Annotated in this window: 21 protein-coding genes; 11 read left to right on the top strand and 10 right to left on the bottom strand. The window is 61.1% G+C overall.

Translation table 11 applies throughout. The features are described from left to right. Nucleotides 1–78: 78 nt before the first annotated feature. From PXH66_RS11525 to pyrF, 7 genes are all read right to left on the bottom strand, one after another. Nucleotides 79–1,692, bottom strand: a complete 1,614-nt coding sequence (locus PXH66_RS11525; RefSeq protein ID WP_330931636.1) for a peptide ABC transporter substrate-binding protein — start codon at nt 1,690–1,692, stop codon at nt 79–81. Nucleotides 1,693–1,789: 97 nt separating this feature from the next. Continuing rightward, the gene (locus PXH66_RS11520) at nt 1,790–3,445 is read right to left on the bottom strand and encodes a M28 family peptidase (protein WP_330931635.1); all 1,656 of its coding nucleotides are present in this window, start codon (nt 3,443–3,445) and stop codon (nt 1,790–1,792) included. 38 nt (nt 3,446–3,483) lie between these two features. Then, nucleotides 3,484–5,112 carry a peptide ABC transporter substrate-binding protein gene (locus tag PXH66_RS11515; protein ID WP_330931634.1) on the bottom strand — a complete coding sequence of 543 codons (1,629 nt, stop codon included), beginning with the start codon at nt 5,110–5,112 and terminating at the stop codon, nt 3,484–3,486. A gap of 75 nt (nt 5,113–5,187) precedes the next feature. After that, a complete protein-coding gene (locus PXH66_RS11510; RefSeq protein ID WP_330931633.1) occupies nt 5,188–6,819 on the bottom strand; it encodes a peptide ABC transporter substrate-binding protein in 1,632 nt (543 codons plus the stop codon). Between the two features lie 15 nt (nt 6,820–6,834). Next, on the bottom strand, nt 6,835–7,341 hold the full coding sequence (ispF, locus tag PXH66_RS11505; protein WP_330931632.1) for a 2-C-methyl-D-erythritol 2,4-cyclodiphosphate synthase: 507 nt from the start codon (nt 7,339–7,341) through the stop codon (nt 6,835–6,837). A 51-nt stretch (nt 7,342–7,392) separates the two neighbouring features. Next, nucleotides 7,393–8,079 carry a 2-C-methyl-D-erythritol 4-phosphate cytidylyltransferase gene (ispD, locus tag PXH66_RS11500; protein WP_330931631.1) on the bottom strand — a complete coding sequence of 229 codons (687 nt, stop codon included), beginning with the start codon at nt 8,077–8,079 and terminating at the stop codon, nt 7,393–7,395. A 43-nt stretch (nt 8,080–8,122) separates the two neighbouring features. Next, nucleotides 8,123–8,821, bottom strand: a complete 699-nt coding sequence (gene pyrF, locus PXH66_RS11495) for an orotidine-5'-phosphate decarboxylase (RefSeq protein WP_330931630.1) — start codon at nt 8,819–8,821, stop codon at nt 8,123–8,125. Nucleotides 8,822–8,913: 92 nt separating this feature from the next. Here pyrF and ispE point away from each other — a divergent pair, with 92 nt between their 5' ends. From ispE to PXH66_RS11475, 4 genes are all read left to right on the top strand, one after another. After that, complete coding sequence (gene ispE, locus PXH66_RS11490) at nt 8,914–9,825, top strand: 4-(cytidine 5'-diphospho)-2-C-methyl-D-erythritol kinase (protein ID WP_330931629.1); 912 nt, start codon at nt 8,914–8,916, stop codon at nt 9,823–9,825. Nucleotides 9,826–9,920: 95 nt separating this feature from the next. After that, complete coding sequence (ptsP, locus tag PXH66_RS11485; protein WP_330931628.1) at nt 9,921–11,690, top strand: phosphoenolpyruvate--protein phosphotransferase; 1,770 nt, start codon at nt 9,921–9,923, stop codon at nt 11,688–11,690. A 259-nt stretch (nt 11,691–11,949) separates the two neighbouring features. Next, a complete protein-coding gene (locus PXH66_RS11480; protein WP_330931627.1) occupies nt 11,950–12,486 on the top strand; it encodes a hypothetical protein in 537 nt (178 codons plus the stop codon). After that, nucleotides 12,483–14,795 (top strand): matrixin family metalloprotease, encoded by a 2,313-nt coding sequence (locus tag PXH66_RS11475; protein ID WP_330931626.1) that lies wholly within the window; start codon nt 12,483–12,485, stop codon nt 14,793–14,795. Before PXH66_RS11480 ends, PXH66_RS11475 begins: the two co-directional genes overlap by 4 nt. Before the next feature lie 11 nt (nt 14,796–14,806). On the opposite strand, the gene PXH66_RS11470 is transcribed toward PXH66_RS11475, so the two are convergent. Next, nucleotides 14,807–16,036 carry a hypothetical protein gene (locus PXH66_RS11470; RefSeq protein WP_330931625.1) on the bottom strand — a complete coding sequence of 410 codons (1,230 nt, stop codon included), beginning with the start codon at nt 16,034–16,036 and terminating at the stop codon, nt 14,807–14,809. A 169-nt stretch (nt 16,037–16,205) separates the two neighbouring features. Between PXH66_RS11470 and PXH66_RS11465 the strand changes: the two genes are divergently transcribed. Further along, complete coding sequence (locus PXH66_RS11465) at nt 16,206–16,469, top strand: hypothetical protein (RefSeq protein ID WP_330932370.1); 264 nt, start codon at nt 16,206–16,208, stop codon at nt 16,467–16,469. Nucleotides 16,470–16,482: 13 nt separating this feature from the next. On the opposite strand, the gene PXH66_RS11460 is transcribed toward PXH66_RS11465, so the two are convergent. Further along, nucleotides 16,483–16,863, bottom strand: a complete 381-nt coding sequence (locus tag PXH66_RS11460; protein ID WP_330931623.1) for a hypothetical protein — start codon at nt 16,861–16,863, stop codon at nt 16,483–16,485. Between the two features lie 149 nt (nt 16,864–17,012). Here PXH66_RS11460 and PXH66_RS11455 point away from each other — a divergent pair, with 149 nt between their 5' ends. The 6 genes from PXH66_RS11455 (at nt 17,013) to PXH66_RS11430 (ending at nt 23,622) form a co-directional block, all read left to right on the top strand. Beyond that, entirely contained in the window at nt 17,013–18,440 is a 1,428-nt protein-coding gene (locus tag PXH66_RS11455) for a UDPGP type 1 family protein (protein WP_330931622.1), read from the top strand. 104 nt (nt 18,441–18,544) lie between these two features. Beyond that, entirely contained in the window at nt 18,545–20,503 is a 1,959-nt protein-coding gene (locus PXH66_RS11450) for a phospho-sugar mutase (protein ID WP_330931621.1), read from the top strand. A gap of 140 nt (nt 20,504–20,643) precedes the next feature. Continuing rightward, nucleotides 20,644–20,769, top strand: coding sequence for a type B 50S ribosomal protein L36 (gene ykgO, locus PXH66_RS11445; RefSeq protein ID WP_221029017.1), 126 nt, complete (start codon nt 20,644–20,646; stop codon nt 20,767–20,769). Nucleotides 20,770–20,798: 29 nt separating this feature from the next. Continuing rightward, complete coding sequence (locus PXH66_RS11440) at nt 20,799–21,053, top strand: type B 50S ribosomal protein L31 (RefSeq protein WP_330931619.1); 255 nt, start codon at nt 20,799–20,801, stop codon at nt 21,051–21,053. A 295-nt stretch (nt 21,054–21,348) separates the two neighbouring features. Further along, nucleotides 21,349–21,999, top strand: a complete 651-nt coding sequence (locus PXH66_RS11435) for an HAD-IB family phosphatase (RefSeq protein WP_330931618.1) — start codon at nt 21,349–21,351, stop codon at nt 21,997–21,999. A gap of 63 nt (nt 22,000–22,062) precedes the next feature. Further along, on the top strand, nt 22,063–23,622 hold the full coding sequence (locus tag PXH66_RS11430; RefSeq protein WP_330931617.1) for a putative Na+/H+ antiporter: 1,560 nt from the start codon (nt 22,063–22,065) through the stop codon (nt 23,620–23,622). Nucleotides 23,623–23,715: 93 nt separating this feature from the next. Here PXH66_RS11430 and PXH66_RS11425 read toward each other — a convergent pair whose 3' ends face one another. Continuing rightward, a complete protein-coding gene (locus tag PXH66_RS11425) occupies nt 23,716–24,990 on the bottom strand; it encodes a Glu/Leu/Phe/Val family dehydrogenase (RefSeq protein ID WP_330931616.1) in 1,275 nt (424 codons plus the stop codon). Between the last annotated feature and the right edge of the window lie 50 nt (nt 24,991–25,040).

Here is a 25,040-nt window from a genome sequence, read left to right as displayed (position 1 = left end):
GTAGGCCGTCTGCTGGCAGACGCTCGGATGCGGTGAGCGCGAGCGAGCTCGCGGCCTACATATGATGAATTTTTGTGCTTACGGCAGATCCGCGAACTTCCAGGGAAAGTTGTCCAAGGGCGTGGATTTGTAGCCGATGACTTTCGGATCGATCAGACGCGCGCGGGTGTAGTGGTAGATGGGCAGGATCGGCATCTCGTCGATGAGGATTTTCTCCATGCGATTGTAGATCTTCCAGCGTTCGGCGTTGTTCGGCGCGTCGAGCACGGTGGCGAGGAGTTGGTCGTATTCGGCGTTGCTCCAGCCGGTGTCGTTGTTGCCGCCGCCGGATTTCCAGAGGTCGATGAATACGTGGGGATCAACGTAGTCGGCGATCCAGCCGGCCCGAGAAATCTGGTAGTTCAGGTTGTCCTGGGCATCGAGGTAGACCTTCCACTCTTGGTTGTAGAGGCCGATGTCCACGCCAAGATTTTTACGCCACATTTGCTGAATCGCCTCCGCGATGGTGCGGTGTTTTTCCGACGTGTTGTAGAGCAGGTCGGCGGCGGGAAAGCCCTTGCCTTCAGGGTAGCCAGCTGCGGCGAGCAGGCGTTTGGCCTCGGCGAGGTCGGCCTTGAAATGGTGCTGGCTTTCGTAGTCCAACAACGCCGGGGGCACGACATTGTAGGCGGGAATTTCGTTGGCCAGCGTGACGTTTTTGATGAGCGATTCCCGGTCGATGGCGTAGGCGAGCGCCTTGCGCACGCGCACATCATCGAAGGGCGGCTTCGTGACATTGAAGCGGAAGAAGTAGACGCCGTTGTAGGGCGCAATGTCGATGGCGTCGGGGTTGTCGCGTTGGTAGACCGGAATCTTGGACAACGGCACTTCGTTGGTGACGTGCAGTTGGCCGGTGCGGAACATGCGCTCTTCGGTGTCGATGCTTTCGATCGGGTAGAAGTGAATCTCGTCGAGTTTCACGTTTTCGCGGTCCCAGTAGGTGGAGGAGCGTTCGACGACGATCTTGCGATTGGGCTGCCACGATTTGAGCGTGAACGGACCATTGCCGACGTAGTTTTCGGGGCGGGTCCAGGCCGTGCCTTTACGTTCCATGCCGCCAAATTTTTCGATGACTTTAATCGGCACGGGATACCACGCGTAGTGATTCATGGCGTGCAGCAGGAAGGGCGTGCGTTGGCGCAGGGTGATTTGGAGCGTGTGCGCGTCGAGAGCTTTGAAGCCGGTCTCGGCAAAGTCGGAGATCTTACCATTGAGGTAATCCTCGGCGCCGACGACGTGAAAAAGCATGTAGGAATACTCGGCGGCGATGCTGGGCGTGAGCATGCGCTGGTAGGAGCCGACAAAGTCCTCGGCGGTGATCACGTCGCCGTTGGACCACTTGGCGTTGGGATTGAGATGAAACGTGTAGGTGAGCGCGTCATCGGAGACATCCCATGTCTGGGCGACACCGGGAATGATGTTCAAGTCGGGGTCTTCCGCGACCAAGCCTTCTTGGAGAGCCAGCGACAGACGATGTTCGACGACGCCAGTGACGATCTGCGGATCGAGATCCTGCGGCTCGGCGCCGTTACCGAAGTTGAGGATTTTAAGGCCGGCGGTATCGGCGGAGTCGGCGGATTTTCCACAACCGCTCCAAAGCGCGAGGGAAACGATCGAGGCGAGCAGCGCCAGTGAGGTTCGAGCAGTTAGCATGTCGTTAAGACAACGACGGGCGCAAAGGTGTCAAAATCCGAACCGTAAAATGTGCGGGGTGGTGGTCGTGGGTTGAGCGGGTATCGCGCTCAGCGGTTTATCGCGACTGCAGCGAGGCTTCACGCACGGCTTTGAACTCGCTGCCATCGAGCCACTCGGGGCGGTCGTCGGCGTCGGCGATGGTGCGGCCGAGTTGGAAGAGAAAATCCACGTCCTGCGCGATGGCGTCGAAATTCCACGCGTCACTGATTTCGTCGCTCACCTTGTGATAATGCTTGGCCGTGTATTCCGCCCGCTTTTGGTCGATGAAATCCTCCGGTTGGCCGATGGCGAGTCGCCCCGCTTTGGCGTAAAAGGCGGGCACGCCGACCTTCGCGAAAGAGAAGTGATCGCTGCGATAGTAGAAGCCTTTTTCGGGCTGAGAGTCGGCGAGCAGAAATTGACCGTCGGCCGCCGCGATTTCAGCCGCCACCGCCTCGATGGTCGTGGCGCCGGAGCCGACGATTTCGATGTCGCGGGTGGGCGCGTAGATGTTGGCGCCGTCCTTGTTGAGGTTCGCGACCGTTTGCGGGAGCGGGTAAAGAGGGTTTTGCGCGTAGTAAAGCGAACCGAGCAAGCCGCGCTCCTCGGCGGTTACGGCGAGAAATAAAATCGACCGTCGCGGGCGCTGATCCGCGGGCAGGTCGGCGAACAGCTGCGCGACTTCCAGCATGACTGCGGTGCCGCTGGCGTTGTCCATGGCGCCGTTGAAAACCTGGTCTCCGGTCAGGCGGGGATCGATGCCCATGTGGTCCCAGTGGGCGGTGTAGATAACGTATTCGTCACGCAATGACGCGTCGCGGCCGGGCAGCAGGCCGATCACGTTTTGGGATGCAATGTGGCGGTTGGTGTTGGCGACCGAAAAATCGAGCGTGGAGCCAAGCGGCACTGGCTGAAAATCCGGACGGGCTGCGGCGGCTTTGAGCGCGGCGAAATCGTGACCGCCGGCGGCGAACAGTTGTTCCGCGAAGTCGCGGGTGATCCAGCCCTCGAAGCCCACGCGATCGGCGTTGCCGTCGGAGGTATCGAGGGCGAAATTTTCGCGGCCGAGCGAACCGGTGAGCACGGCAAACGGATAGCCGGCGGGACCGGTTTCGTGGACGATGAGGCAGGCGGCGGCGCCGAGTCGCGATGCCGTTTCGTATTTATAATCGTAGCGTCCGTAGTAGGTCATCGCGCGGCCGTTGAACATGGCTTCGTCCAGTATGGCGGGATTGGCGAGGTCGGGCACGGGCGGATCGTTGACCAGCACGACGATGGTTTTGCCGCGCACGTCGATGCCCTTGAAATCATCCCAATCGAACTCGGGCGCTTGCACGCCGTAACCGAGGAACACGACTTCGGATGCCTTCCCGCTGATCTGCGCGGTCACGCGTTTGGAGATCGCGATGTAGTCGTTGACCAGCGTGGGGGCCAGCGTCGTGTCGCCCGCGGTGAAGTTGAGTTCGGTGGTGGAGCGGATACCGACGAGGCCGACATCCTGCAAATAGCTGCCGTCAGGATTACCCGGTTCGAGACCCATGGTCACGAAGGCGTTGTTCAGATACGCCACGGTCTTTTCCTCACCCGCCGTGCCGGGGCTGCGGCCTTCAAATTCATCCGACGACAGGGTGGCGATAATGTCGTGCAGTCGCTCGACGGAAGGTTTCGGGGCGGCCGGGAGAGCCGCGCCAAGGGTTGAAAAGAGGGCGAGCAGACGGAACCAGTTGTGCATGATTCGATTCAGCCGGAACCACCGGTCGAGGCAAGGCGCTACGGCTGAACCAAACGAACGGTGCGATAGTCGGGGCGGTCCATGGCGTTGTCGGACAGATCGTGCACGGATGGAGCCACCAGAATGGCTCGCTTTTCAAAGACCACGGGAATGATCGGCATGTCGGCCATGAGCACGGCCTCGGCATGGCGAAGCGCGGTGGCGCGGGTGGAGCCATCGGGGGTCTTGGCGGCTGCGCTCAATGCTTGGTCGTAAGTGGAGTCGGTCCACTGGGTGAAGTTCCAGCCGGACTCGGTTTTCCAGAGATCGAGAAACGCGGTGGCGTCGGGGTAGTCGGCGATCCAGCCGCCGATCGCGAGCGTGTAGTCGTGCCGCTGCATTTTGCTCCAGTGCACGCGGGTTTCGCTCAGGAGAATTTCCACGTTTACGCCGAGCACTTCGCGCCAGCGGGCTTGCAGGGCTTCCGGCATGTTGTTGCGACCGCCGGATTCGATGCTCAGCGCGACGGCCGGAAAACCGGCTCCCTGGGAATAGCCGGCGGCGGCCAACAATTGGCGGGCGACATCGGCATCGTCAGTGAAATCGCCGTCGGTCGGATACCCCGCGAGTCCGGTGGGCACGATACGACGCGCGGGGCTGGCGTTGCCGAAAAAGACTTTGTCCGCGAGGACATCGCGGTCGATGGCTAGGGCGAAGGCGCGACGCACCCGGACGTCGTCGAACGGTGGATGGGCGGTGTTGATGTTGATGAAGCGCGCGATGAGGGACGGAATCTCGCGCAGAGGGGAATCGGTCTGATCCCGGTAGGTCGGGAGTTTGGCAACGGGGACTCGTTCAGTTTTGTGCAGTTGCCCGGCCCGGAAGGCGCGCTCCTCGGTGTCGGAGCCGTCGAAAGTATGGAAGATCAGTTCGTTCAATCCGACGTTGGCAGCGTCCCAGTAGGTGGACGATTTTTGGAGCGTGATACTTACATTCGGGCGCCACTCGGAGAGCACGAACGGACCGTTGCCGACAAAGGTCTCGGGCTTCGTCCAACCGCTGCTGCGATCGGCCATGGCGCCGACGCTTTCGATGGTGCCGCGATGCACGGGCGACCACACGGGATTGTTGGCGAGGATGGCGAGAAAGTAGGGCGTGGGTTGCGTCAGCGTCACGCTGATGGTGTGGGCGTCCACCACGGCAAAACCCACCGCGGAGAAGTCCGTGAGGCGACCGGCGGCGTAGTCATCGGCACCGACCACGGTCGAAAAGAGAAACGTGTATTGAGATCCCAATGACGGCGTGAGCGCGCGCTGCCAGCTGAAGAGAAAATCGTCTGCCGTGACGGGGGCGCCGTTGGACCACCGGGCGTCGGAACGCAGTTGGAAGGTGTAAGTCAAGCCGTCGGCGGAAACATCCCAGGAGGTGGCGACACCGGGGCGGGGTTCGAGCGTGGCGGGATCGGCGTTGACCAATCCTTCGAAGAGCATGGGCACGATTTTGAAATCGGGCGGCGCGTTGATGATGTGCGGATCGAGCTCGCTGGGTTCACCCACGCTGGCGACGTGCATCGTCTGTGTGGCGTTGCCCGCCTCGACCGGCGTTTCGCGTTTCGCGCAACCGATGAAGAGTAGGATAACGCTGAATACGACGCTGATTTTTAACCACGAATGCACACGAATAGACACGAATTTTAGAAAATACGGAAAGGCGAATGACTGAAACGCTAAATCGATCAGCGGGGAGAGCGGGAGGTTGGCTTTTTAGTTCTCCGGATTTTCGACCAGCCAGACGTGTTTGTAGGGATGATGGTCGAGCAGCGTCGGATGCCAGCCGCGGACTTCCGGGCGTTTCACAAAGATGTGGGTGAAGGTGTAGATCGGGATGATGGGAGCGCGTTCCAACAGGAGGGATTCGGCGCGCTGGAGCAGGTCGAAACGCGCCGCTTGATTGGGGGCGCGGGCGGCTTGAGACAGCAACGCGTCATAGTCGGCGTCGGCCCAGCCGGTGTAGTTGTTGCCACTGTCGCCGCGCCAGACGTCGAGGAACGACGTGGGGTCGGCGTAGTCGGCGATCCAGACCGACCGCAGCACATCGAAATCCCCCGCACGGCGCGAAGAGAGCACGGTTTTGTTTTCCATGTTGCGCAGGGTGACCTCGAGTCCGAGTTCCCGGCGCCACATCTCCTGGATGGCTTCGCCCACGAGTTTATGGTTTTCCGAGGTATTGAACAGGATTTCGACGGAGGGTGCGCCCCGCCCCATGGGGTAGCCGGCGGACATCAGGAGATTCCTCGCTTGATCGAAATCGGTGCGAAGACCCTCGGGCGGTTGGTATCCAGCGGTGCCGGTGGGCGTGAATGCGGCCGAAGGGATTTGGCCGCCGCGCAGCACTTTTTCCACAATGGCGGTGCGATCGACCGCCAGACTCAGGGCGCGCCGCACGAATTGATTGTCGAGGAAGGGACGGCTGGTGTTGAAGCGAAAGAAGTAGGTGCCGAGGTAGGGATCGATGCGGAGCAACTCGGGCTTGTCTTCCCGATAGGAAACAATCTTGGCGATGGGCAGCGCATCGGTGAGATGAATTTGGCCGGAGCGAAAAGCCCGTTCCTCGGTATCGACGCCTTCGAAGGGATGAAAGTGAATGGCATCGAGGCGCACGGTGTCGGCGTCCCAATAAAACGGATTCTTCCGGACGACGATGCGCTCATGATTTTGCCAGGACTCGAGTTCGAACGGACCGTTGCAGACCATGGTTCCGGGCCGGGCCCAAGGCGTGCCCCGTGTGGTCGGTGAACCTACGGCGGCGATGCTGGGCAGATGCACGGGATACCACATCCAATGTTGGAGCAGTGACAAAAAGTAAGGGGCGGGATACGCGAGCGTCACTCGAAGCGTGTGCCGGTCCGGGGCCGCGACGCCGACGGTCGAGAAGTCCGTCGTTTCGCCTTGGTGATAAGCGCGGGCCCCGGCGAGCACGTAGAGCAGGTTGGCGTAGTCCGCGGTCAGTGAAGGTGTGAGCACCCGTTGCCAGGAATTCACGAAATTCTGCGCGGTCAGCGGGTCACCGTTGGACCAGACGGCGTCGGTCCGGAGGTGAAAGGTGTAGGTGATCCCGTCGGCAGAAACGGTCCAACTCTCGGCGACGCCCGGAACGGGGTGGAGGTCGACGGGATCTTCGGCGACGAGTCCTTCAAACAAGGCGGACAACACGTTGTAGTCGGTCGTGCCGGTGGCGAGATGCGGGTCGAGGTCGGCGAGCGCCGGTCCCATGCCGCGATGCAGCGTGTGGGTGCGATTGCCGGTCTCGACGTTGGTTTCACGCGGTTTGCAGCCGGTCAGCAATAGCGCGACGCAGACGCTGATTTTTAACCACGAAGGAATGCGGATGATCACGACGGGAAGGGGAGGCTATGGTGCTTCAATCGGATTGGCTTCCTGACGGAAAATGAGCGCGACGGCGTGGGCGGCGATCGCTTCGCTGCGGCCGATGCTGCCGGCGCCTTCATTGGTCGTGGCCTTCAGGCCGACTTGGCTGACGCTGATGCCCGCGGAGGCGGCGAGATGACTTTTCATCTTATCGAGCTGCGGCGCGATTTTCGGTTTTTCGGCGATGAGCGACGCGTCGATGTTACCGATCGACCAACCGCGGTTGCTCAATTCGACGGCGACTTGAGCGAGTAGTTTTTGCGAATCGATGCCCTTGAAGGCGGGATCGTCATTGGGGAAAAAGTGTCCGATGTCGGGCAGCCCGGCGGCGCCAAGCAGAGCGTCGCAGACGGCGTGGGTGAGGGCATCGGCGTCGGAGTGACCATCCAGTCCGAACGGAACGTCAAAGGTCACGCCACCGAGGACCATGGGGCGGTCGTCGACGATGCGGTGAATGTCGTAACCGTGACCGATGCGAAAGGGAGGCATGTTTGTGGGGAAAACTGAAAAGCTGAAAGTTTGAGCGAACTGATCCTCGGCTTACGATTCGAGCGTATCCGCTTTTAGGAGATACTCGAACCATGGCAGATCGGCCGCGGTGGTGAGTTTGGGGTTGGGATATTGGTTTTCCAACAGTGCCACGGGGTGACGCAGCAGTTCGACGGCGGAGGCGTCGTCGGTGAGGCGGGTGCCACGATTGGCGGCGCTGTTGTAGGCTTTGACGATGAGGTCGCGGGAAAATACCTGCGGCGTTTCCATGGCCCAAAGCGAGTCACGATCGAGGTTCTTAAGGTGACCGGTTTCGCGATGAAGTTTGATCGTGTCGGTCACGCGGTGGGCGAGCACGACGGCGTGTTCCTTGCGCACGATTTTGTGCAGCGCGATCAAGTGCTCCACACGGACGAACGGACGGGCGCAATCGTGGATGAAAACCTGTTCGATATCGGCGGGCAATGCGTCGAGGGCGCTGGCGACCGAGTATTGGCGCTCACTGCCTCCAGGGACGAAGAGGGTCGGCGTGGGCGCGAGCGCGGTGAGCTCCAGCATTTGGCGTTGGTCGCGGTAGACGATGACGTAGAGATCAGCCACGCCACTCTCGGCAAATGTCGCTGCGCTGTGCGAAAACACCGGTTTGCCTCCGAGGGGCGCGAGCACTTTGTCCGGGACCGAATCACGCATACGTTTTCCGGAACCAGCGGCGAGGAGGATGGCGGCAGTGCGACTCATGGGTGGGAGTGGGTTTGGAGGCTTGGAGGAAAGGACTGTCGCGTCAGCCCGCGGCTTCGAGTTCGGCCATGATGGCGTGGGCGGCGGCGGCGGGATCGGGGGCTTTCAAGATGGGGCGGCCGACCACGATGTGGGTCGAACCGGCGCGGGCGGCGTCGCCCGGCGTCATGATGCGGGATTGGTCGCCGACGTCGGCACCGACGGGGCGGACGCCGGGGGTGACGAGTTGCGTGCCGGCGGGCAGCGATTGGCTGAGCATGCCGACTTCGAGCGGCGAACACACAAAGCCGGTGAGACCAGACGCGGAGCCGAGGTGGGCGAGCCGGGAAACTTGCGCCGCGGCATCTTCGCCGCAGCCGATTTCGCCGAGCCCGGTGGCGTCCATCGAGGTGAGCACGGTGACTCCCAACAGTTGCAAATGCGGTTTGGTCGCGAGTTGAGCCTCGCGCGCCGCGGCCATCATGACCCGACCGCCGGCGGTGTGCAGCGTGAGCATGCCGATGGGCAGAGCGCTCAGCGACTCGACCGATTTGGCGACCGTGTTGGGGATGTCGTGCAGTTTGAGATCGAGGAAGACGTTGAACCCCTGATCGGCGACTTCCTTAACCCAGTCGGGCCCGTAGGCGGTGAACATTTGCAGACCGACTTTAACCCATGGCAGGGAGCCGCTGAGTTGGCGAAGTAACGGGCGGGCGACGTCGCGCGAAGGAACGTCCAGAGCGAGAATGAGTTGCGTGGGCATGGGCGGGTGGAAGCAAGTGAAAGGAGTCGGCTGGTAAACTCCAGCGGCTTTTGGGTTTCTCTTTCGGGCGCGGATGAGTGATGAGAGCAGGCTTGGATACGATCACCCAGTTTTGCCCCGCCAAGATAAACCTGTTTTTGGCGATCACGGGTCGCCGCGATGATGGGTTTCATGAACTTGTTTCGGTGGTGGCCCCGTTGGCGTGGGGCGATACGCTGGAGGTGGACCCCGCCGCAGATGGAAAGTTCACGCTCGACTGCGATGATCCGGCGGTGCCGCGCGGTGAGGATAACTTGATTTTGCAAGCCGCGCGCGCGTTTGCCACCGCGAGTGGTTGGCGGGGAGGGGCCCGGTTTACGCTCACGAAACGCGTGCCCATGGGCGCGGGTCTGGGAGGCGGCAGTAGCGATGCGGTGGGCGCTTTGCGGGCCTTGAACGAGTTGGCCGGAGCTCCGCTGGAACGGGAGGCACTGGCGGCGCTGGCGGCGCGCGTCGGATCGGATTGCCCGTTGTTTTTATACGACGGTCCCGTCGTGATGCGAGGGCGGGGTGAGCGTATCGACCCGCTGTCTGACGCGGGTGTCGCCCGGTTGCGCGACCGATCATTGTTGGTGTTTAAACCGGCGTTTGGGATCGGGACAGTGTGGTCGTATCAACAGTTGGCGGCGAGTGCGCCCGGAAGTTATTTGCCGAGCGCTGACGCGGAAGAGCGACTCGCGATCTGGCAAGCCGATGCGTCCGCGTCGGCGGAGGCATTGGGTTTCAATTCGTTGGAGCGGCCGGCGTTTGCCAAGTTCGTCGCGCTCCCCGTCATGCTGGCCAAATTGCAGCGCGAGCACGGCCTGAACGCGCGAATGAGTGGCAGTGGCAGCGCTTGCTTTGCGTGGCTGTCGCCGGAGGCTGATGCGGAGGCCATTCGGAGCACGATTCGGGCGGGGTGGGGCGATACCGCCATGGTGCAAATGACAACCGTGCGAACGAAGTCGGCGGCAAATCCGCATTGACCCTGTCCCTACTCCGAAGGTTATCGTGAGGCGCCGCCCCCGGCAGCGGGGTTGCGCATCAACCAATACCGGTCTTATTTCGACTTTTTACCCAAATGAGCGCATCCGAGCCCAATAACGAGATGATCCTGAGAGGGATATCTGCCTCGCCGGGAATCGCTTACGGTCCGACTTTTGTCTACCGGAAGGCGGAGCTCGAGGTGCCCGAGTTCAAGCTGGCGGATGAGAAACTGGGTGGGGAAATCGAACGATTGAACAACGCGCTGATGAAGACGCGCACCCAGATCACCGTGATCCGTGATCAGGTGGAACGAAACCTCGGTCCGGAGGAAGCCCGCATTTTCGACGCGCATCTCTTGGTGTTGGAAGACCAGGCGCTGATTTCGGAAACGGAGCGCGAGATTGAAAACACGCGCAAGAATGTGGAGGCCTGTTTCAATACGGTGGCGCAGCGCTACATCCAGGCGTTTGCAGAAATCGACGATGAATATCTGCGGGAGCGGGCGGGCGATATTCGTGACGTGACCTCGCGGGTGCTGCACAATTTGTTGGGGCAAACTTCGGAGAATCTCAGCCAATTGCTGGGGCGACGCATTGTGGTGGCCGATGACATTGCCCCCTCGGATGCCGCGACCTTGGACCGTTCCTCGGCGATGGGTTTGATCACCGAGTCGGGCAGCAAGACCAGCCACGCCGTCATCGTCGCTCGGTCGATGAAAGTGCCGGCGGTGGTGGGAGTGCGTGAAGTGTTGGCGCAGGTCGATGACGGTGACGAAGTGATCATCGATGGATACGATGGCGTGGTCATCATTCGCCCGAGTGAGAGCACGTTGTTCCGCTATGGCGAACGCCGCACCGAGAAGCAGTCATTTGAGAAGCGTTTGATGGATGCGGTGGGGGAGCCGTCCGTGACTTTGGACGGCCATGCGGTGCCGCTGCGCGCGAACATCGAAAAGGAGGACGAAGTCGACTTCGTCAAAGAACACGCGGGCGAAGGCGTGGGACTGTTTCGTTCGGAATACCTTTACCTCGCGTCGCCGGTGGTGCCGTCCGAGGAGCAGCAGTTGCGTTCCTACCGCACCGTGGCTGAAGCGTTTGGTCAGGAACCGGTGGTGATTCGCACGCTCGATCTGGGCGGCGACAAGCCCATGACTGGAGCGCCGCATCTGTTCCCACGGGAGGATAATCCGTTTCTCGGTTTTCGAGCCATTCGGTTCTGTCTGGAGCATCGGGATATTTTCAAATCGCAGCTGCGGGCGATTCTGCGGGCGAGTGCGCACGGCAACGTGCACCTGATGTTTCCCATGATCAGCGGAACCCGGGAAATGCGCGAAGCGCGGGCGGTGCTGGTGGAGTGCCAGGAGGAGTTGCGAGCGGAGGGCGTTCCCTTCAATGAAGCCATGCCGATCGGAAGTATGATCGAGATCCCCAGTGCTGCGCTCACCTCCGACTCTCTGGCGCGCGAATGTGATTTCTTCAGCATCGGCACCAACGATCTCATCCAATACCTGATTGCGATCGACCGGGTGAACGATCGCACGGCTCACTTGTATGAACCGTCGCATCCGGCGGTGATTCGCGTGATTCGCGAAGTGGTCGAGAACGCGCATGCCGCCGGGATCAAAGTCAGCGTTTGTGGCGAAATGGCGGGCGATCCGATCTTTGTGCCACTGTTGGTGGGGCTGGGTGTGGACGAGCTCAGCATGACGCCGCCCCTGCTGCCCGCCTGCAAGTTTGTGATCCGGGCGATGACGGCCGTCGACGCCCGAGATCTGGCCGACCAAGCCTCCAGCATGAGTTCACCTGAGGAAATTGAGCGGTTGTGCATCGATTTCTACAAACGGTGCATGAGCAGGGGCGCGTAGACGTAAACGTGGCCAAGGACACAGCTCCGAACCCACGGCGGCGGACAGGCGTGCGGTTTTATTAGGAGATAATCGTAATTTGGCGCCGAACGGCGTTGTGCGCTTTTTCTCAACGTCAGGATTGGCTGCTAATGGGCGTTCTCGATTTCAGACCGATTTTAGCGTCGGTGATTTTTCTCCCTCATTTGCCATGCGCCTTCATATTGTCCGATTGAGCCAACTCCTGCTGGGTTTTTTAATCTGTTCGAGCAGCGGAATCATGCGTGCCACCACGATTGTGCCGCCGGATTTTGCGCAGCTCGTCGACGAGTCGCACCAAATCGTGCGAGCCACCGTCGAGTCCGTCCGCTCCTACCCGGATACCTACGAAGGTCGGGCGCTGATTCGAACCGAGGTGATTCTGCAAATCCACGAGTCGCTGCGGGGGGACCCCGTGGCGTCCAAAATGAGTCTGCACTATTTGGGCGGCGAATACGACGGCCGCGTCATGCAGGTCGACGCGATGCCCACGTTTACGGTGGGTAAGGAAATGGTGCTGTTTGTGGAAGGAGGCCCCCGGAAAGTGTGTCCGTTGGTGGGGTGGTCCCACGGACAATTTCGAGTGCAGCGCGAATCGGCGACGGGTGAAGCTCGGGTGGTGCGTGCCGACGGTTCGCCGTTGACGGGACCCAGTGGAGTTTCCGCGCCGTTGCGGGAGCGGGGCGATGCAGTGGTCGAACCGCTGTCGCGAACTCTGACCTTGGATGACTTTCGCCAAGCCGTGCGGGATCAGGCACGAAAAGGGAGGGTGGAATGACTGCGCTCCACCGGTGGCCGAGTCGTCGCGCGGTCGGCATCGCATTGGCGTTGGTTGGGTTTACGGGGGCGGCGAGAGCTTACGTGACCGAGGGTCATGTCTGGCCGAGCGGAATCCTGACCTATGAGTTGGCGATGGGTAGCCCCAATGGCGCGCTCATGGATGGTTCCACCAGTTGGGACGACGTGGCGGCTTCGGCCATTCTGATTTGGAACGGGCACATGAGCAACCTGCAGATCGGCGCTACGACTTCCCCTTACGTGGGGACCGATGGCGACGGGGAAAACACGATCTTTTTCAACAGCACGGTTTACGGCGACAGCTTCGGATCCAACACGCTGGGCATCACTTTGTCGCAATGGCAGGTGGGAGGTAACCGCGTTGAGGCCGATATCATCATCAACTCCAACAAATCGTGGAACTCCTATCGGGGGGCGTTGCGCAACGGCGTGGAGGACCTTCGCCGCGTTCTGATACACGAACTGGGCCACGCGCTGGGGTTGGACCATCCCGACGATTCCGGACAAAGTGTTTCCGCCATCATGAACGCGTCGGTGAGCGACATCGACACCGTGCGACAGGACGATATTGACGGAGTGGTCGCAATGTATGGAGGCAGCAGCGGCGGCGGAGGTGGAGGTGGTTCCGGCGGCGGTGGCGGTGGCGGCGGCGGAGGAGGCGGCTCGATCTCGGCCGATGCCTACGAAGCTGACGGTTCGGCCGCTCAGTCCCGTGCGATTGTAAACGGGGAAACCCAACACCGGAGCATCCATGTGGCGGGCGACGAAGATTGGGCAATTTTTCAAATCGGCGCCGGCGGTGCGACCAATGTTCGCGTCGAGACGGCCGGGAGTGAAGGGGACACTGAAATGTGGCTGTATGGACCGAACAGCGCGTCGGCCCAGGTGGCATCAAATGACGACGGCGGCGTGGGCTTGTTTTCGCTCATCACTCCCAGCTCGCTCGCGGCGGGGAACTATTACATCCGGGTGCGGGGTTACCGTAACACGAGCACGGTCAACGCCTATACTCTGACCGCCAGTTGGACGCAGGCTGCTGCCCCCGGAGGCGGAGGAGGTGGATCGATTGCGGCTGACGCTTATGAGGACGACGAATCGGCGGCCAGTGCGCGCACGATCGCCAACGGAGAAACGCAAAACCGCAGTATCCACACCGTGGGTAATGAAGACTGGGCGATCTTTCAAATCGGAGCCACCGGCGCGACCAACCTGCGCGTCGAAACCGCAGGCAGTGCCGGCGACACCGAGATGTGGCTTTACGGACCCGATAGCGCGACGGCGCAGGTGGGCTACAACGACGACGGTGGCGCGGGTTTGTTTTCCCTGATCACAACCGCCACCTTGCAACCGGGGAACTATTACATCCGGGTGCGCGGCCTCTCCAACACGAGCACGGTGAATGCTTACACGTTGGCCGCGAGTTGGACCTTGAACGCTCCGGCGGGCGGAGGTGGCGGCGGCGACGGCGGTTCCAGTTCCGGAGCTGCTCGTCTGCTCAATTTGTCCGTGCTCAGCAACACCGGCGGGCAGTTCGGCACGTTGATCCTCGGGCTGACCTCCGCCGGTGCCGCCAAGGAAATCTTGGTGCGGGGCGTGGGGCCCACGTTGAGTGGCTTCGGTGCCTCCGGTGTCATCAGCGATCCGTTGATGCGACTATTCGACAGTGCGTCGGCGCAATTTGCGATTAATGACGATTGGTCCACTGTGGCGGGATCGACCGAAGTGGCCAACGTCAGCAGCCGTCTGGGGGCATTCCCGTTGGACAGTGCTCGCGAGTCGGCCGTGCTGCGGACGCTGACCCCGGGTGGCTACACGGTGCACGTCGTCGACTATTTCGAGCGATCCGGGAAAGTGCTCATCGAGGCGTATGACGCCGATGCGCTCGATGCGGCGGGACGTCTCGTCAATCTTTCCACCCAGACGGAAGTCGGCGGCACGGCCGGCACCCTGACGGCGGGATTCGTGATTGGCGGCACCGGCAAGCTCCGGGTTTTGATACGTGGCATCGGTCCGCGTTTGGGTGACTACGGCGTAGCCAACGTTTTGTCCGATGCGGTGATCGAGGTGTTTGCCGACGGTCGAAGCATCGCCTCGAACGACGATTGGGAATCGAGTAATTCGGCTGCGCTCATCAGCGCTGCGGCGCAAGTGGGAGCGTTTCCGCTCGCTCCCTCGGGACTGGATTCAGCGTTGTTGTTGGAACTCGATCCGGGGACTTACACGGTGGAGCTTAAGGGCTACCTCGGTGCTTCGGGCCGGGGCATGATCGAGATCTACGAACTGCCGTAGCTTCACCCGGGCTAAAACGACGCCGAAGTCTCAAAATGCGTGCCGGGGGCGAGCTCGATTTCGCCCACGGCGGTGCATTCCTCTTGATCGTTTTTCCACAAAGTCAGCTTCATGGGGCCGACGGCGGCATCGGTCTCCCAACGCCACTTGCCGATGGAAACAAATTGCAACGGGGTGCCTTCCTCGCGGCTCAACCCCGGACCGTCTCCGCGCACGAACAGGCGATTGCCGATGCCGATGTAGGCCGTGACGGTCAGTTGCGTTAAGCCTCCTTCAGCGGGGGGCGCGGCGAGCGGTTTCTCCGCATCGGTGGATTTGTCACCATCAGCGTCAGTTGTCACCGGGGCGGTTTCCGGCGTCGGCTCTTCAGGCTCGGGCTCAGGCTCGGGCTCGGGTGCCGGGGGCGGCGGCGATGGGGCTTCCGCTTTCTCGACGACCGTCGCGGGTGCGGTGGGTTCGACGGGTTTTTCGGCCAATGGTTTCGTTTCGCTCGAACCGTCGTCGAACAGCGACGGTTCGGGTGCCGCGGACTCTTTTTTCTTCGCGCGAGCTTTGGGTTTTTTCGCGGGTTTGGGTTTCGCCTCACCACCGTTTTCCGGCGCGGGCTCAGGCTCAGATGCGGGGGAAGGGGGCGCGATGACGGCCGCGCTGGTTTTGGCGAGTTGCGTCGTAAGTTTCCGGCCGATTTTTTCGATGTCGCTCGTGAGCTGCTTCGACGTGTCGTCCCATTTGGATAGCAGCGCATCGAGGGCGGCCCGGGTCTCGGTGGCGTGGGTCGACTGCGAGGTGCGCAGGGCGGCCAACTCCTCGTGGAGCGCGGAGGAGTCGGCCGACTCCTGGTGGGCCGTTTCCACGGTTGCCGCTTTGCGCACCGATTCGAGACGGGCGGGCAGCGTGTCGATGGAATGCAAATTTCGTTTCGTGATCTCGGCAATTTCGTGCAGCCCGTTGGCGGCGATGCTGGCTTGTTCGACCGCCGTCGTCGTGGTGCGCACGAGCGCTTCCAAGGCGTGCTGCCGTTCCGTCAACTGGTTGTCCTGCGAACGCGCGTAGCCGATGATGAACGGTGCCAAGCCCAGCGCCACGCCGATGCCGGCGCAGACGATGATGCCGACAATGCTCGCCGTGCTGGGCGGGGTGCCGGCGCGGTAGGCGATGAACGCGGCGGCGGCGATAAACACGAGATCGCCGAGGAGGAAAGGCAACTTGGGGAGTCGGGGGGCGTCGTCGGGGAGTTCCATGGGACAGCGGGAAGACAAAGCTGAATCGCGGGAAACTGAAACGCTGAAATTGCGGTGACGCACATGATATTCCGTCGGCAGTCGGTCCGGCCGCCGGGCCGCTTTTGGAGTGGCCCTGGGCGGGGCGATGTTTCACGTTGGGCGCGTCGCGATGAATTACCCTCACTTCATGCGTATCGACCAAGACTCCTCCGCGGGGGATTCTCATCATTACGTCGTTCACACCCGGGATCCGAAACTGGCGGTCGAGTTTTCCGCCGAAACGGTGAACGGAAAGGTCAAGCCCGGCTCGATTCAGCGCATTGCGGTGCCCAACTCGTGGGCGGGGCAGTATTCCCAATACGCCAAACTCGTCACCAAAGCGGAGGCGTTTTTTCGGGCTTCCCTGGGGCCGGACGATGCGGCGGCGGATCCGGTGCGGGGCGGACGGTAGCGTCCGTCGCGGCTCAATACATTCGCCGCCAGATGCGGCCGATCAGGGCGACGAGGATGCCGATCCGAATCGCGCCTTCGAAGGTCAGAATCACGAGAATCCATTTCAGCCCGGCATTGCGACGCAAGGCATAACCCACCAGAGAGGTCGCCAGCAGCACGATGACGTGGGCGCGGGCAAAGTTGGGCACCATCATCATGCCCAACCACAGCCAGTAGAGGGTGAGCGTGATCGTCCAAATCGCCGCCATCCGCTGACTCGGGGCGTCCAGTCGCGGATCGGAGCCCCGTTCGATTTGTTTTACCCCGACGAGTCGTTCGCTGGCGACAAGTTGCACCAACTCGAACACGAGGAAAAATGGGGCGAGGAACGCGATTTCAGGGACGCCAGACACGGAAAATCAGATAATCAATACGGGATGAAGCGAGCAGTCAGACGGAATTGGATTTTGCCGCAATCTCTGATCAACGTGCACGGCAATTGCGTTTATGACGTTGCACGACCGGGGCCCGCCTCAAAGTGTCGCCGCTTCCTGATTTTAGCATGACTCCGAACGAACGTATTTCCGCTTTCGAAGCCGCCGGCCAAGGCCAGGTCTTCAAGTTTTTCTCCACTTTGTCTCCCGATGAGCAGGCTCACCTGCTGGGGCAGGCCGAGGAAATCGATCTGGAGGAGATCGCCCGGCTGAAGCGGGACCTGATCGATGGCGGCGCGGAAGGTGGTCTCGATTTGGCTGCGCTCTCGCCCGCTCCCTACGAACCTTTGCCGGACCAAGGGGGGGATGCGACGGCGTGGGCGACGGCATTGCAAACCGGAGAGACGGCGCTGCGAGCCGGTCGCGTGGCCGCGTTTACGGTCGCGGGTGGTCAGGGCACCCGACTCGGTTATAACGGGCCCAAAGGCACATTTCCGGTCACGCCCGTGCGAAAGAAAACCCTCTTTCAGGTGTTTGCCGAAAAAATCGCCGCGGCCGGCCAACGCTACGGCTGCGAGATCCCGTGGTTGATCATGACCAGTCACCAGAATCACGAAGCGACCGAAGCGTTTTTTGCCGAAAACGAGAATTTCGGGCTGGCGGATGGTCAGGTGCGTTTTTTCCGCCAAGGCCGTATGCCGGCCGTGGATGGCGACGGGAAGATCATGCTCGAAGCCAAAGGCAGTATCGCCATGTCACCCGATGGTCACGGCGGATCCCTGCGGGCGCTGGATCGGAGTGGCGCGCTCGATTTTCTGGCCGAACGGGGCGTGGACACGATCAGCTATTTTCAGGTCGATAATCCGCTGGTGCGTTGCATCGATCCTGCCTTTCTCGGCTGGCACCTCGAGCGACGTTCGCAGATGTCGAGCAAGATGGTGCCGAAGGCCTATGCCGGTGAAAAAGTCGGACATTTCTGCGTGCAGGACGGGCGTTCCGTTGTCGTCGAATATTCGGATTTACCGGCAGAGGTGCAGGAGCAAACCGATCCGACCACGGGAGAGTTGCTCTACAAGGCGGGCAGTATTGCGATTCACGTGCTCGATCGCGAATTTGTGCGAGGACTGGCGCGGGGGGGCGGCGGCGCGGCGCTGCCATTCCACTTGGCGAACAAAAAGATTCCCACCATCGACGAGGCCGGCGAAGCGGTGGATCCGACTTCGCCCAACGGCATTAAATTTGAGATGTTTGTATTCGATGCGCTGCCGTTCGCCGAGAACCCCGTGGTGATCGAAACCAAGCGCGCCAACGATTTTTCGCCGGTCAAAAACGCGGAAGGCGTCGATTCTCCGGCGACGAGTCGCGACGATCAGCTCCGTCAATTCGCGCGTTGGGCCAACGCCGCCGGGGCCGACCTCGCGACCGATGAATCCGGCCTGCCGGAAATCGTTTTCGAAGTCGCGCCTTCGTTTGGCTACGACGAAGCGTCGTTCGCGGACGCGTGGGCCGCCGCCGATCCGAAACCGGTCATCAGCGCTGGCACGGTGCTGGAATGAACTGCATTCCGACTGCAGGTTAGCACCGTAAACTTGAAGACTCTTCTCTCGAACATATCGCGCCAATCCGCGTAATCTGCGGTTGTATCATCCGACTTTTCCTCATGAGCCATCTCGACCAAATCAAAGCTGCCGGAGACGCCGGCAAGTTACTGCCGTCCGCCGTTGAAAACATCTCAACCTGGCTCGATGCCGATCTCCCGGCATGGGTGGGCGAGAGCATCGGTGAACTCGTTCAACAAGAGGCGTGGGACGAGTTGAACGACCGTTTCTATCGCTACCTTGCCTTTGGCACGGGTGGCATGCGTGGTCGCACGATCGGACGCGTCGTGACCTCGGTCGAAGCCGGCACGCTCGGCCCCCAAGGCACGCCGACGCACGCGGCGGCGGGTTGCAATGTGCTCAATGATTTCACGCTGGTGCGAGCGGTCGTGGGATTGTTTCGCTACGTCAGCGCCCATCTTGCGGCGCAGGACCGGTCGGAGGTGCCGACCATCGTCATCGCGCACGACGTGCGTCATTTCTCCCGCCACTTTTGCGAACTCGCCGCGTCGACCTGGATTCAACTCGGCGGCAACGCATTCATTTTCGACGGCCCGCGTTCGACCCCGCAGCTCAGCTTCAGCGTGCGTTGGCTCGGCGCGCACACCGGCGTGGTGATCACGGCCAGCCACAACCCACCGCACGACAACGGATTCAAAGCCTACTTTGAAGACGGCGCGCAGGTCGTGCCGCCGCACGACAAGGGCATCGTCGATCAGGTCAACGCCGTGCCGCTCAACGCCCTGTCGACTTACCTCGACGTCTCCGCCGATCGGGTCGTGACGTTGGGGCGTCCAGCGGACGACGCCTATCTCGCGGCCGCCGCCAAAGCCGCGATCGATCCCGACATCTTCAAAAAAACGGACCTCGGTCTGGGCTTCACCAACATTCACGGCGTTGGAGGGGTCTCCTCGGTGCCTTTGTTGGCCCACGCGGGTTGCCGGGTTTGCGAAGTGCCGGAACAGAGCGGATTCGATCCACGTTTTCCGACCGTCAAATCGCCCAACCCGGAAAATGCCGAGGCGCTCAAACTCGCCATCGAACTGGCGGAAAAGAAGGACCTCGACGTCATCGTCGCGACCGACCCCGATTGTGATCGCATGGGCTGCGCGGTGCGCGGCGCTGATGGTGCCATGCACCTGCTCACCGGCAACCAGATCGGGGCATTGCTCGCTGACTACCGGATCGGCAAATACAAGGAACTGGGCTGGATTCCTGCCGAAGGTTCCGAGCACGTCGCGATGATCAAAACGTTTGTGACCTCACCGCTGCAGGACGCGATTGGTCGCGGGCATGGTGTGAAGGTCATCAATACCCTCACCGGTTTCAAATGGATCGCCGCCAAGATGCGTGTTTACGAGGAGCAACTCACGGCGGCCATGCTGGCCGAGGGCGTGGGTCTGGATTACGACGCGACGCCGTTTGAAGCCCGGGCAAAGTTGCTGCAAAAACACAGCACCTTTTACGCGTTCGGCACCGAGGAAAGTTACGGCTACCTGCCCAACGACTACGTGCGCGACAAGGACGGCAACGCGGCCTGCCTCATGTTTGCCGAGTTCTGTGCGGCGGTGAAAGCCAGCGGCGAAACCGTGCTCGACCGCCTCGACGCGTTGTATAGGCAACACGGTTACTTCCTCGAAGGCACGATCAATCTTTACTACGAAGGGGCCACCGGCGCGGACAAGATTGCCCGCATTCTGTCGACTTACCGCGACAACCCGCCGACCGAGTTCGGCGGCGTGGCCGTCTCGAAATTTGAGGATTTTGGCGTGATGGATATCCGCGACGCCGACGACGAACTGATCCCCAAGCAGGACCTTTACCTCGTGAGCATGGCCAACGGCTACTCGTTCGCGGCGCGGGGCAGTGGCACGGAGCCGAAGATGAAGTTCTACGTCTTCGCCAACGCTCCGGTGGGCGAGGGCACCGATCTGGAGGTTGTAAAAACCGAGGTCGCGGCGGAGCTCGATCGCATCAAATCCGCCATCGAATCCGACGCCAAACTACGCGCCGACGGCTGATTCGCGATTTTACGCGATGGGATGGCGTTGAAACCAATCGGCGTCATCCTACGTAACTCACTGGAAAACAGCATACTTTCGCGCTTGCTTAGTAAACCATTGACAGCGGCTCTTTCGCTCAGTGTTTTTGCCCCTTTTCCATGAAAGTCGTCTCCTCAATCAAATCCGCCAAGAAGCGCCATCCGGCCTGCCAAGTTGTTCGCCGCAAGGGCCGCATCTACGTGATCAACAAGGTCGAGCCTCGTTTCAAGGCTCGCCAAGGTTAATCGGCGTTTAACCCGGAAAGCACCCAATCGTGAAAGCTGAAGGCCATCCCTCACTCAACAACGTCTGCTTCGTCGACGTTGCCACGGGCAAGAAATTCCTGACCCGCTCCGCCCTCAAGTCCTCCCGCAAGGAGACCATTGACGGCGTCGAATACCAAGTTGTCGTGCGCGACGTCACCAGCGACTCGCATCCCGCCTACACCGGCGAGAAGCGTCTCGTCGACACCGCCGGCCGCATCGAGAAGTTCTCGAACAAGTTCAAGCGCGTCCGCGGCGCCAAGTAATCGGCCCGCCCGTTCAGACGACTTTTTCAAAAAACCCGTTCCGTTCGCGGAACGGGTTTTTTATTGCCCGGGGGCAAGGGGTGACGAGGCGACCGGGGCGGAGACGTTCGGGATGGGGAGAGGCAAGGGGATCGCGCGCGAGCACGATCCTACATCGGTATCGTGGGTAGGAGCGGGCTTGCGCGCGATAGCACCCACCTCCTGCCCGCCGGGCGCTGCCACCCGAAACTGCTCCGCGCATTCCCCGGCGGGAATTTGGTTGCGGCGCGCGGCTCGGTCGGGTGCCGTTCGCGCCGTGTCCAACCCTGCTCCCCGCCTCATTGTTTTCGACTGCGACAGCACCCTCAGCGCGATCGAGGGTGTGGATGAACTCGCCCGCGTGCGTGGACCCGAGGTGTTTGCCCAAGTCGAGGCCATGACCCATGACGCCATGGACGGCCGCCTCGCCGTCGAGGCCGTGTTCGGGCGTCGCTTGGAGATCATCCAACCGTCGGCGGCGGATGTCGCCGCGGTGGGACAGCGATACATCGAGACGGTTGAGCCCACGGCGCTGGCCACGTTGCAGGCCTTGCGCGCCAAAGGGTGGACTCCGCTCATCCTTAGCGGTGGATTTCGCCCGGCGATCCGACCGCTGGCGGATTTCTTGGAGATCGATCGCGTCGAGGCGGTGGATCTTTATTTCGATGCGGCGGGCGAATATACGGGCTATGCCACCGATTATCCGACGACGCGTTCCGGCGGTAAGCCGGAGGTGATCCGTCAGTTGAAAACGGCGTTGGCTCCGGCTCGTATCGTGATGGTGGGGGATGGGGTAAGTGATTTGGAAACCAAACCCGAGGTGGATATGTTTGTAGGCTACGGGGCCTATGTGGCGCGGGATAAAGTGAAGGCGGGAGCGGATCACTTTATCACGCGCTTGGTCGATCTCGTGGCGTTGCTGGACTAAAATCGACCGATAATCGGCCTGAATCGCTTGCGCCTGTCCCGCTGGACTTTATCCGTCGGGTCCATGCCTGCACGGTTGTCATCTTTTCGTTCCGTTTTCATCAGTCTGTTGTTGGTCGGTTTGGCGGCCACGGTCTCCGCGGCGGGAGGCGGCGACGGTTCGCATGGGGCGGATCTTAATTTCCCGCTGCCGCTGGAGCAGTATGGGGATCACGAGACCACCAGTGTGATTGAAACCTTGAAAGGACGCATCGCGGCGGAGCCGTTCAACCTGGTTGCAACGGTCATTTTCCTGCTCGCGATTTTCCATACGTTTCTCACGGCGAAATTCCGGCATTGGGCCCACGAGGTGGAGCACGAGCACAACGAAAAACTGAAAGCGCGTTATCGTGATCCCGAGACCGATTACGATGGGGACGGCAAACCCGATGAAGTGAGTTTCAAGGGCCAAATGTTGCACTTCCTGGGCGAAGTGGAAGCGGTGTTTGGCATTTGGGCGGTGGTGCTTTTGGTCGCGTTGTCGATTGAAAAGGGCTGGGACACGGCGCTCGGCTACATCGACCAGGGGGTCAATTTTACCGAGCCGATGTTCGTGGTGGTGATCATGGCCATGGCCTCTTCGCGCCCGGTGCTGCGATTCGCGCGGTTCTGTCTTTCGGCGGTGGCGTCACTCGGAAAGCGATCCGTGGCGGCCTGGTGGTTATCGATTCTGATCGTGGGACCGTTGCTGGGTTCATTCATCACAGAGCCCGCTGCCATGACGATTTCGGCCCTGTTGCTGGCGCGTCAATTCTATGAGCTGAAGCCGTCCTTGCGGTTCGCCTATGCGTCCATCGGTTTGTTATTCGTCAACGTATCGGTGGGCGGCACGTTCACCCATTTCGCGGCGCCGCCCGTGCTGATGGTCGCGGGACCGTGGGGCTGGGACATGCCCTACATGTTTGAGCATTTCGGGTGGAAGGCATTGATCGGCATCCTGATTTCCACCGGTATTTACTACGCGATCTTCCGTGGTGAATTCGCCGAAATGGACAAGCGAGCCAAGGCGGCCGCGAACAGCGAAACCCGTTCCCGCGACGGTGAGCCGGTGCCGGCTTGGATCACGACGGTGCAGATGGTCTTCATGGCATGGACGGTGTTTGTGGCGCATCATCCGGCGCTGTTCATCGGTGGCTTTTTGTTCTTCCTGGCATTTGCCCAGGCGACGGCCCACCACCAAGCCAAAATCGATCTGAAACCACCGCTGTTGGTGGGCTTTTTCCTCGCGGGTCTGGTCACGCACGGTGGTTTGCAAGGTTGGTGGATTGCGCCGGTGCTGAAGAGTCTCGGCGAAGTGCCCTTGTTTGCCGGGGCGACGATTCTCACCGCGTTCAATGACAATGCCGCCATCACCTATTTGGCGACCTTGGTGCCGGGCTTCACGGAGGAACTCAAATACGCCGTGGTGGCGGGGGCGGTGACCGGCGGCGGTTTGACCGTGATCGCCAACGCGCCGAATCCGGCGGGCCAATCGATCCTGCAACGTTACTTCCCGTCGGGGGTCTCGCCACTCGGACTGTTGGCCGGTGCGGTGTTGCCGACCATCGTGATGTCGGCCTGCTTCCTCTTGCTGGGAACGATTTGATCCACCCGGCCTGGCCGCGTGGGAAATCCCCACTTTAGTAAACCCCAATTCCAACGCAGGCACCGACCCGTGGGGATTTTCGGGAGCTGCGGTTTACGGGAAGAGACCGCGGCTGGCTTTGGCGTCGGCGACGCGTTGAATGCCCAACGTTTGGGCGGCGAGGCGGCGGCTGAAGCCGAACTTGGCCTTCTGCGCTTCGACAGCGTTTTTGGCCCGAAGTAGAATCTTGAACAGCTTCGCCATCACTTCCTCGCGGTCCCAGTAATAGTTCTGCCGGTTTTGCAGCCACTCGAAATAGGAGACAGTCACGCCGCCGGCGTTGCAGAGCACATCGGGAATGATCAGCACATCGCCGCGCTTGATGAGCATGCGTTCGGCGAGGTTGGTGGTCGGTCCGTTGGCTCCTTCCGCGAGAATGCGGCAACGCACCTTGTCGGCGTTGTCCTTTTTGATAACCCGGGGCAGGGCGGCGGGAATGAGCACGGTGCACTCCAGGGCAAGTAGCTCGTCGTTGGTGATCTGGTCGCCGCCGTCGAAGTCGGTGAGGACCTTTTCGGAGGCGATGTATTGGAGCGCTTTGCCGATATCGATGCCCTTGGCATTGTAGATGCCGCCCGTCCAATCGGAGATTGCGATCACTTTGGCCCCGTAGGCCACGAGCGCCAGAGCGGCTTCGCTGCCGACGTTGCCAAAGCCCTGAATCGCGACCGTGGTCTCGCCCAGGGGGATTTTCAGATCCTCCAAATAAAGTTTAACCAGGTAGGCGACGCCGGCACCGGTGGCCTCACGTCGACCGGCCGAGCCGCCCAGCGCAATGGGTTTGCCGGTGACAATGGCGGGTTCGATGTGGCCGACATGATTGGAGTAGGTGTCCATCATCCACCCCATCATTTGTTCGTTGGTGCCCATGTCCGGAGCAGGCACATCCACGTCGGGACCAATGAAAGGGATCAACTCCTGCATGTAGCGGCGGGCGAGTCGCTCCAGTTCCTTGGCGGTGAGCTGGTCCGGATTCACGATGACGCCACCTTTGGCGCCGCCGTAGGGAATGCCCATGAGCGAACACTTCCAACTCATCCACATCGAAAGGGCGGCGACTTCGCCCAGCGTCACGTCCTGATGAAAACGGATGCCACCCTTGGACGGGCCGGTGGAGAGATTGTGTTGAACGCGGTATCCCTCGAATACGGTGACGCTGCCATCATCGCGTTGGATCGGGAGCGAAAACGCCACGCACCGTCGGGGATATTTGGTGCGATCACGCAGCGATTCCGGTAAATTGATGGCGTCGGCCGCTTGATCGAACTGGCGGCAGGCCATTGTGAAGACGTCCGATGAGTAGAGGGACGAAATAATGACTTTGGACATATAGAGGTTTGTTATCGGCACGCTAGCGCAGCGGGTTGAGACGGCAACCG

The organism is Synoicihabitans lomoniglobus, assembly GCF_029023725.1.
In the GTDB taxonomy this organism is placed as follows: domain Bacteria; phylum Verrucomicrobiota; class Verrucomicrobiia; order Opitutales; family Opitutaceae; genus Actomonas; species Actomonas lomonigloba.
The sequence above is the reverse complement of the archived record's forward strand: the minus strand, read 5'-3'. Positions and strand labels throughout refer to the sequence as shown.

Coding starts and splice junctions, on each gene's coding strand:
- PXH66_RS11525 (WP_330931636.1), bottom strand. CDS start 1,692: ATGCTAACTGCTCGAACCTCACTGGCGCTGCTCGCCTCGATCGTTTCC.
- PXH66_RS11520 (WP_330931635.1), bottom strand. CDS start 3,445: ATGCACAACTGGTTCCGTCTGCTCGCCCTCTTTTCAACCCTTGGCGCG.
- ispF (WP_330931632.1), bottom strand. CDS start 7,341: ATGCCTCCCTTTCGCATCGGTCACGGTTACGACATTCACCGCATCGTC.
- ispD (WP_330931631.1), bottom strand. CDS start 8,079: ATGAGTCGCACTGCCGCCATCCTCCTCGCCGCTGGTTCCGGAAAACGT.
- pyrF (WP_330931630.1), bottom strand. CDS start 8,821: ATGCCCACGCAACTCATTCTCGCTCTGGACGTTCCTTCGCGCGACGTC.
- ptsP (WP_330931628.1), top strand. CDS start 9,921: ATGAGCGCATCCGAGCCCAATAACGAGATGATCCTGAGAGGGATATCT.
- PXH66_RS11480 (WP_330931627.1), top strand. CDS start 11,950: ATGCGTGCCACCACGATTGTGCCGCCGGATTTTGCGCAGCTCGTCGAC.
- PXH66_RS11475 (WP_330931626.1), top strand. CDS start 12,483: ATGACTGCGCTCCACCGGTGGCCGAGTCGTCGCGCGGTCGGCATCGCA.
- PXH66_RS11470 (WP_330931625.1), bottom strand. CDS start 16,036: ATGGAACTCCCCGACGACGCCCCCCGACTCCCCAAGTTGCCTTTCCTC.
- PXH66_RS11465 (WP_330932370.1), top strand. CDS start 16,206: ATGCGTATCGACCAAGACTCCTCCGCGGGGGATTCTCATCATTACGTC.
- PXH66_RS11455 (WP_330931622.1), top strand. CDS start 17,013: ATGACTCCGAACGAACGTATTTCCGCTTTCGAAGCCGCCGGCCAAGGC.
- PXH66_RS11450 (WP_330931621.1), top strand. CDS start 18,545: ATGAGCCATCTCGACCAAATCAAAGCTGCCGGAGACGCCGGCAAGTTA.
- ykgO (WP_221029017.1), top strand. CDS start 20,644: ATGAAAGTCGTCTCCTCAATCAAATCCGCCAAGAAGCGCCATCCGGCC.
- PXH66_RS11430 (WP_330931617.1), top strand. CDS start 22,063: ATGCCTGCACGGTTGTCATCTTTTCGTTCCGTTTTCATCAGTCTGTTG.
- PXH66_RS11425 (WP_330931616.1), bottom strand. CDS start 24,990: ATGTCCAAAGTCATTATTTCGTCCCTCTACTCATCGGACGTCTTCACA.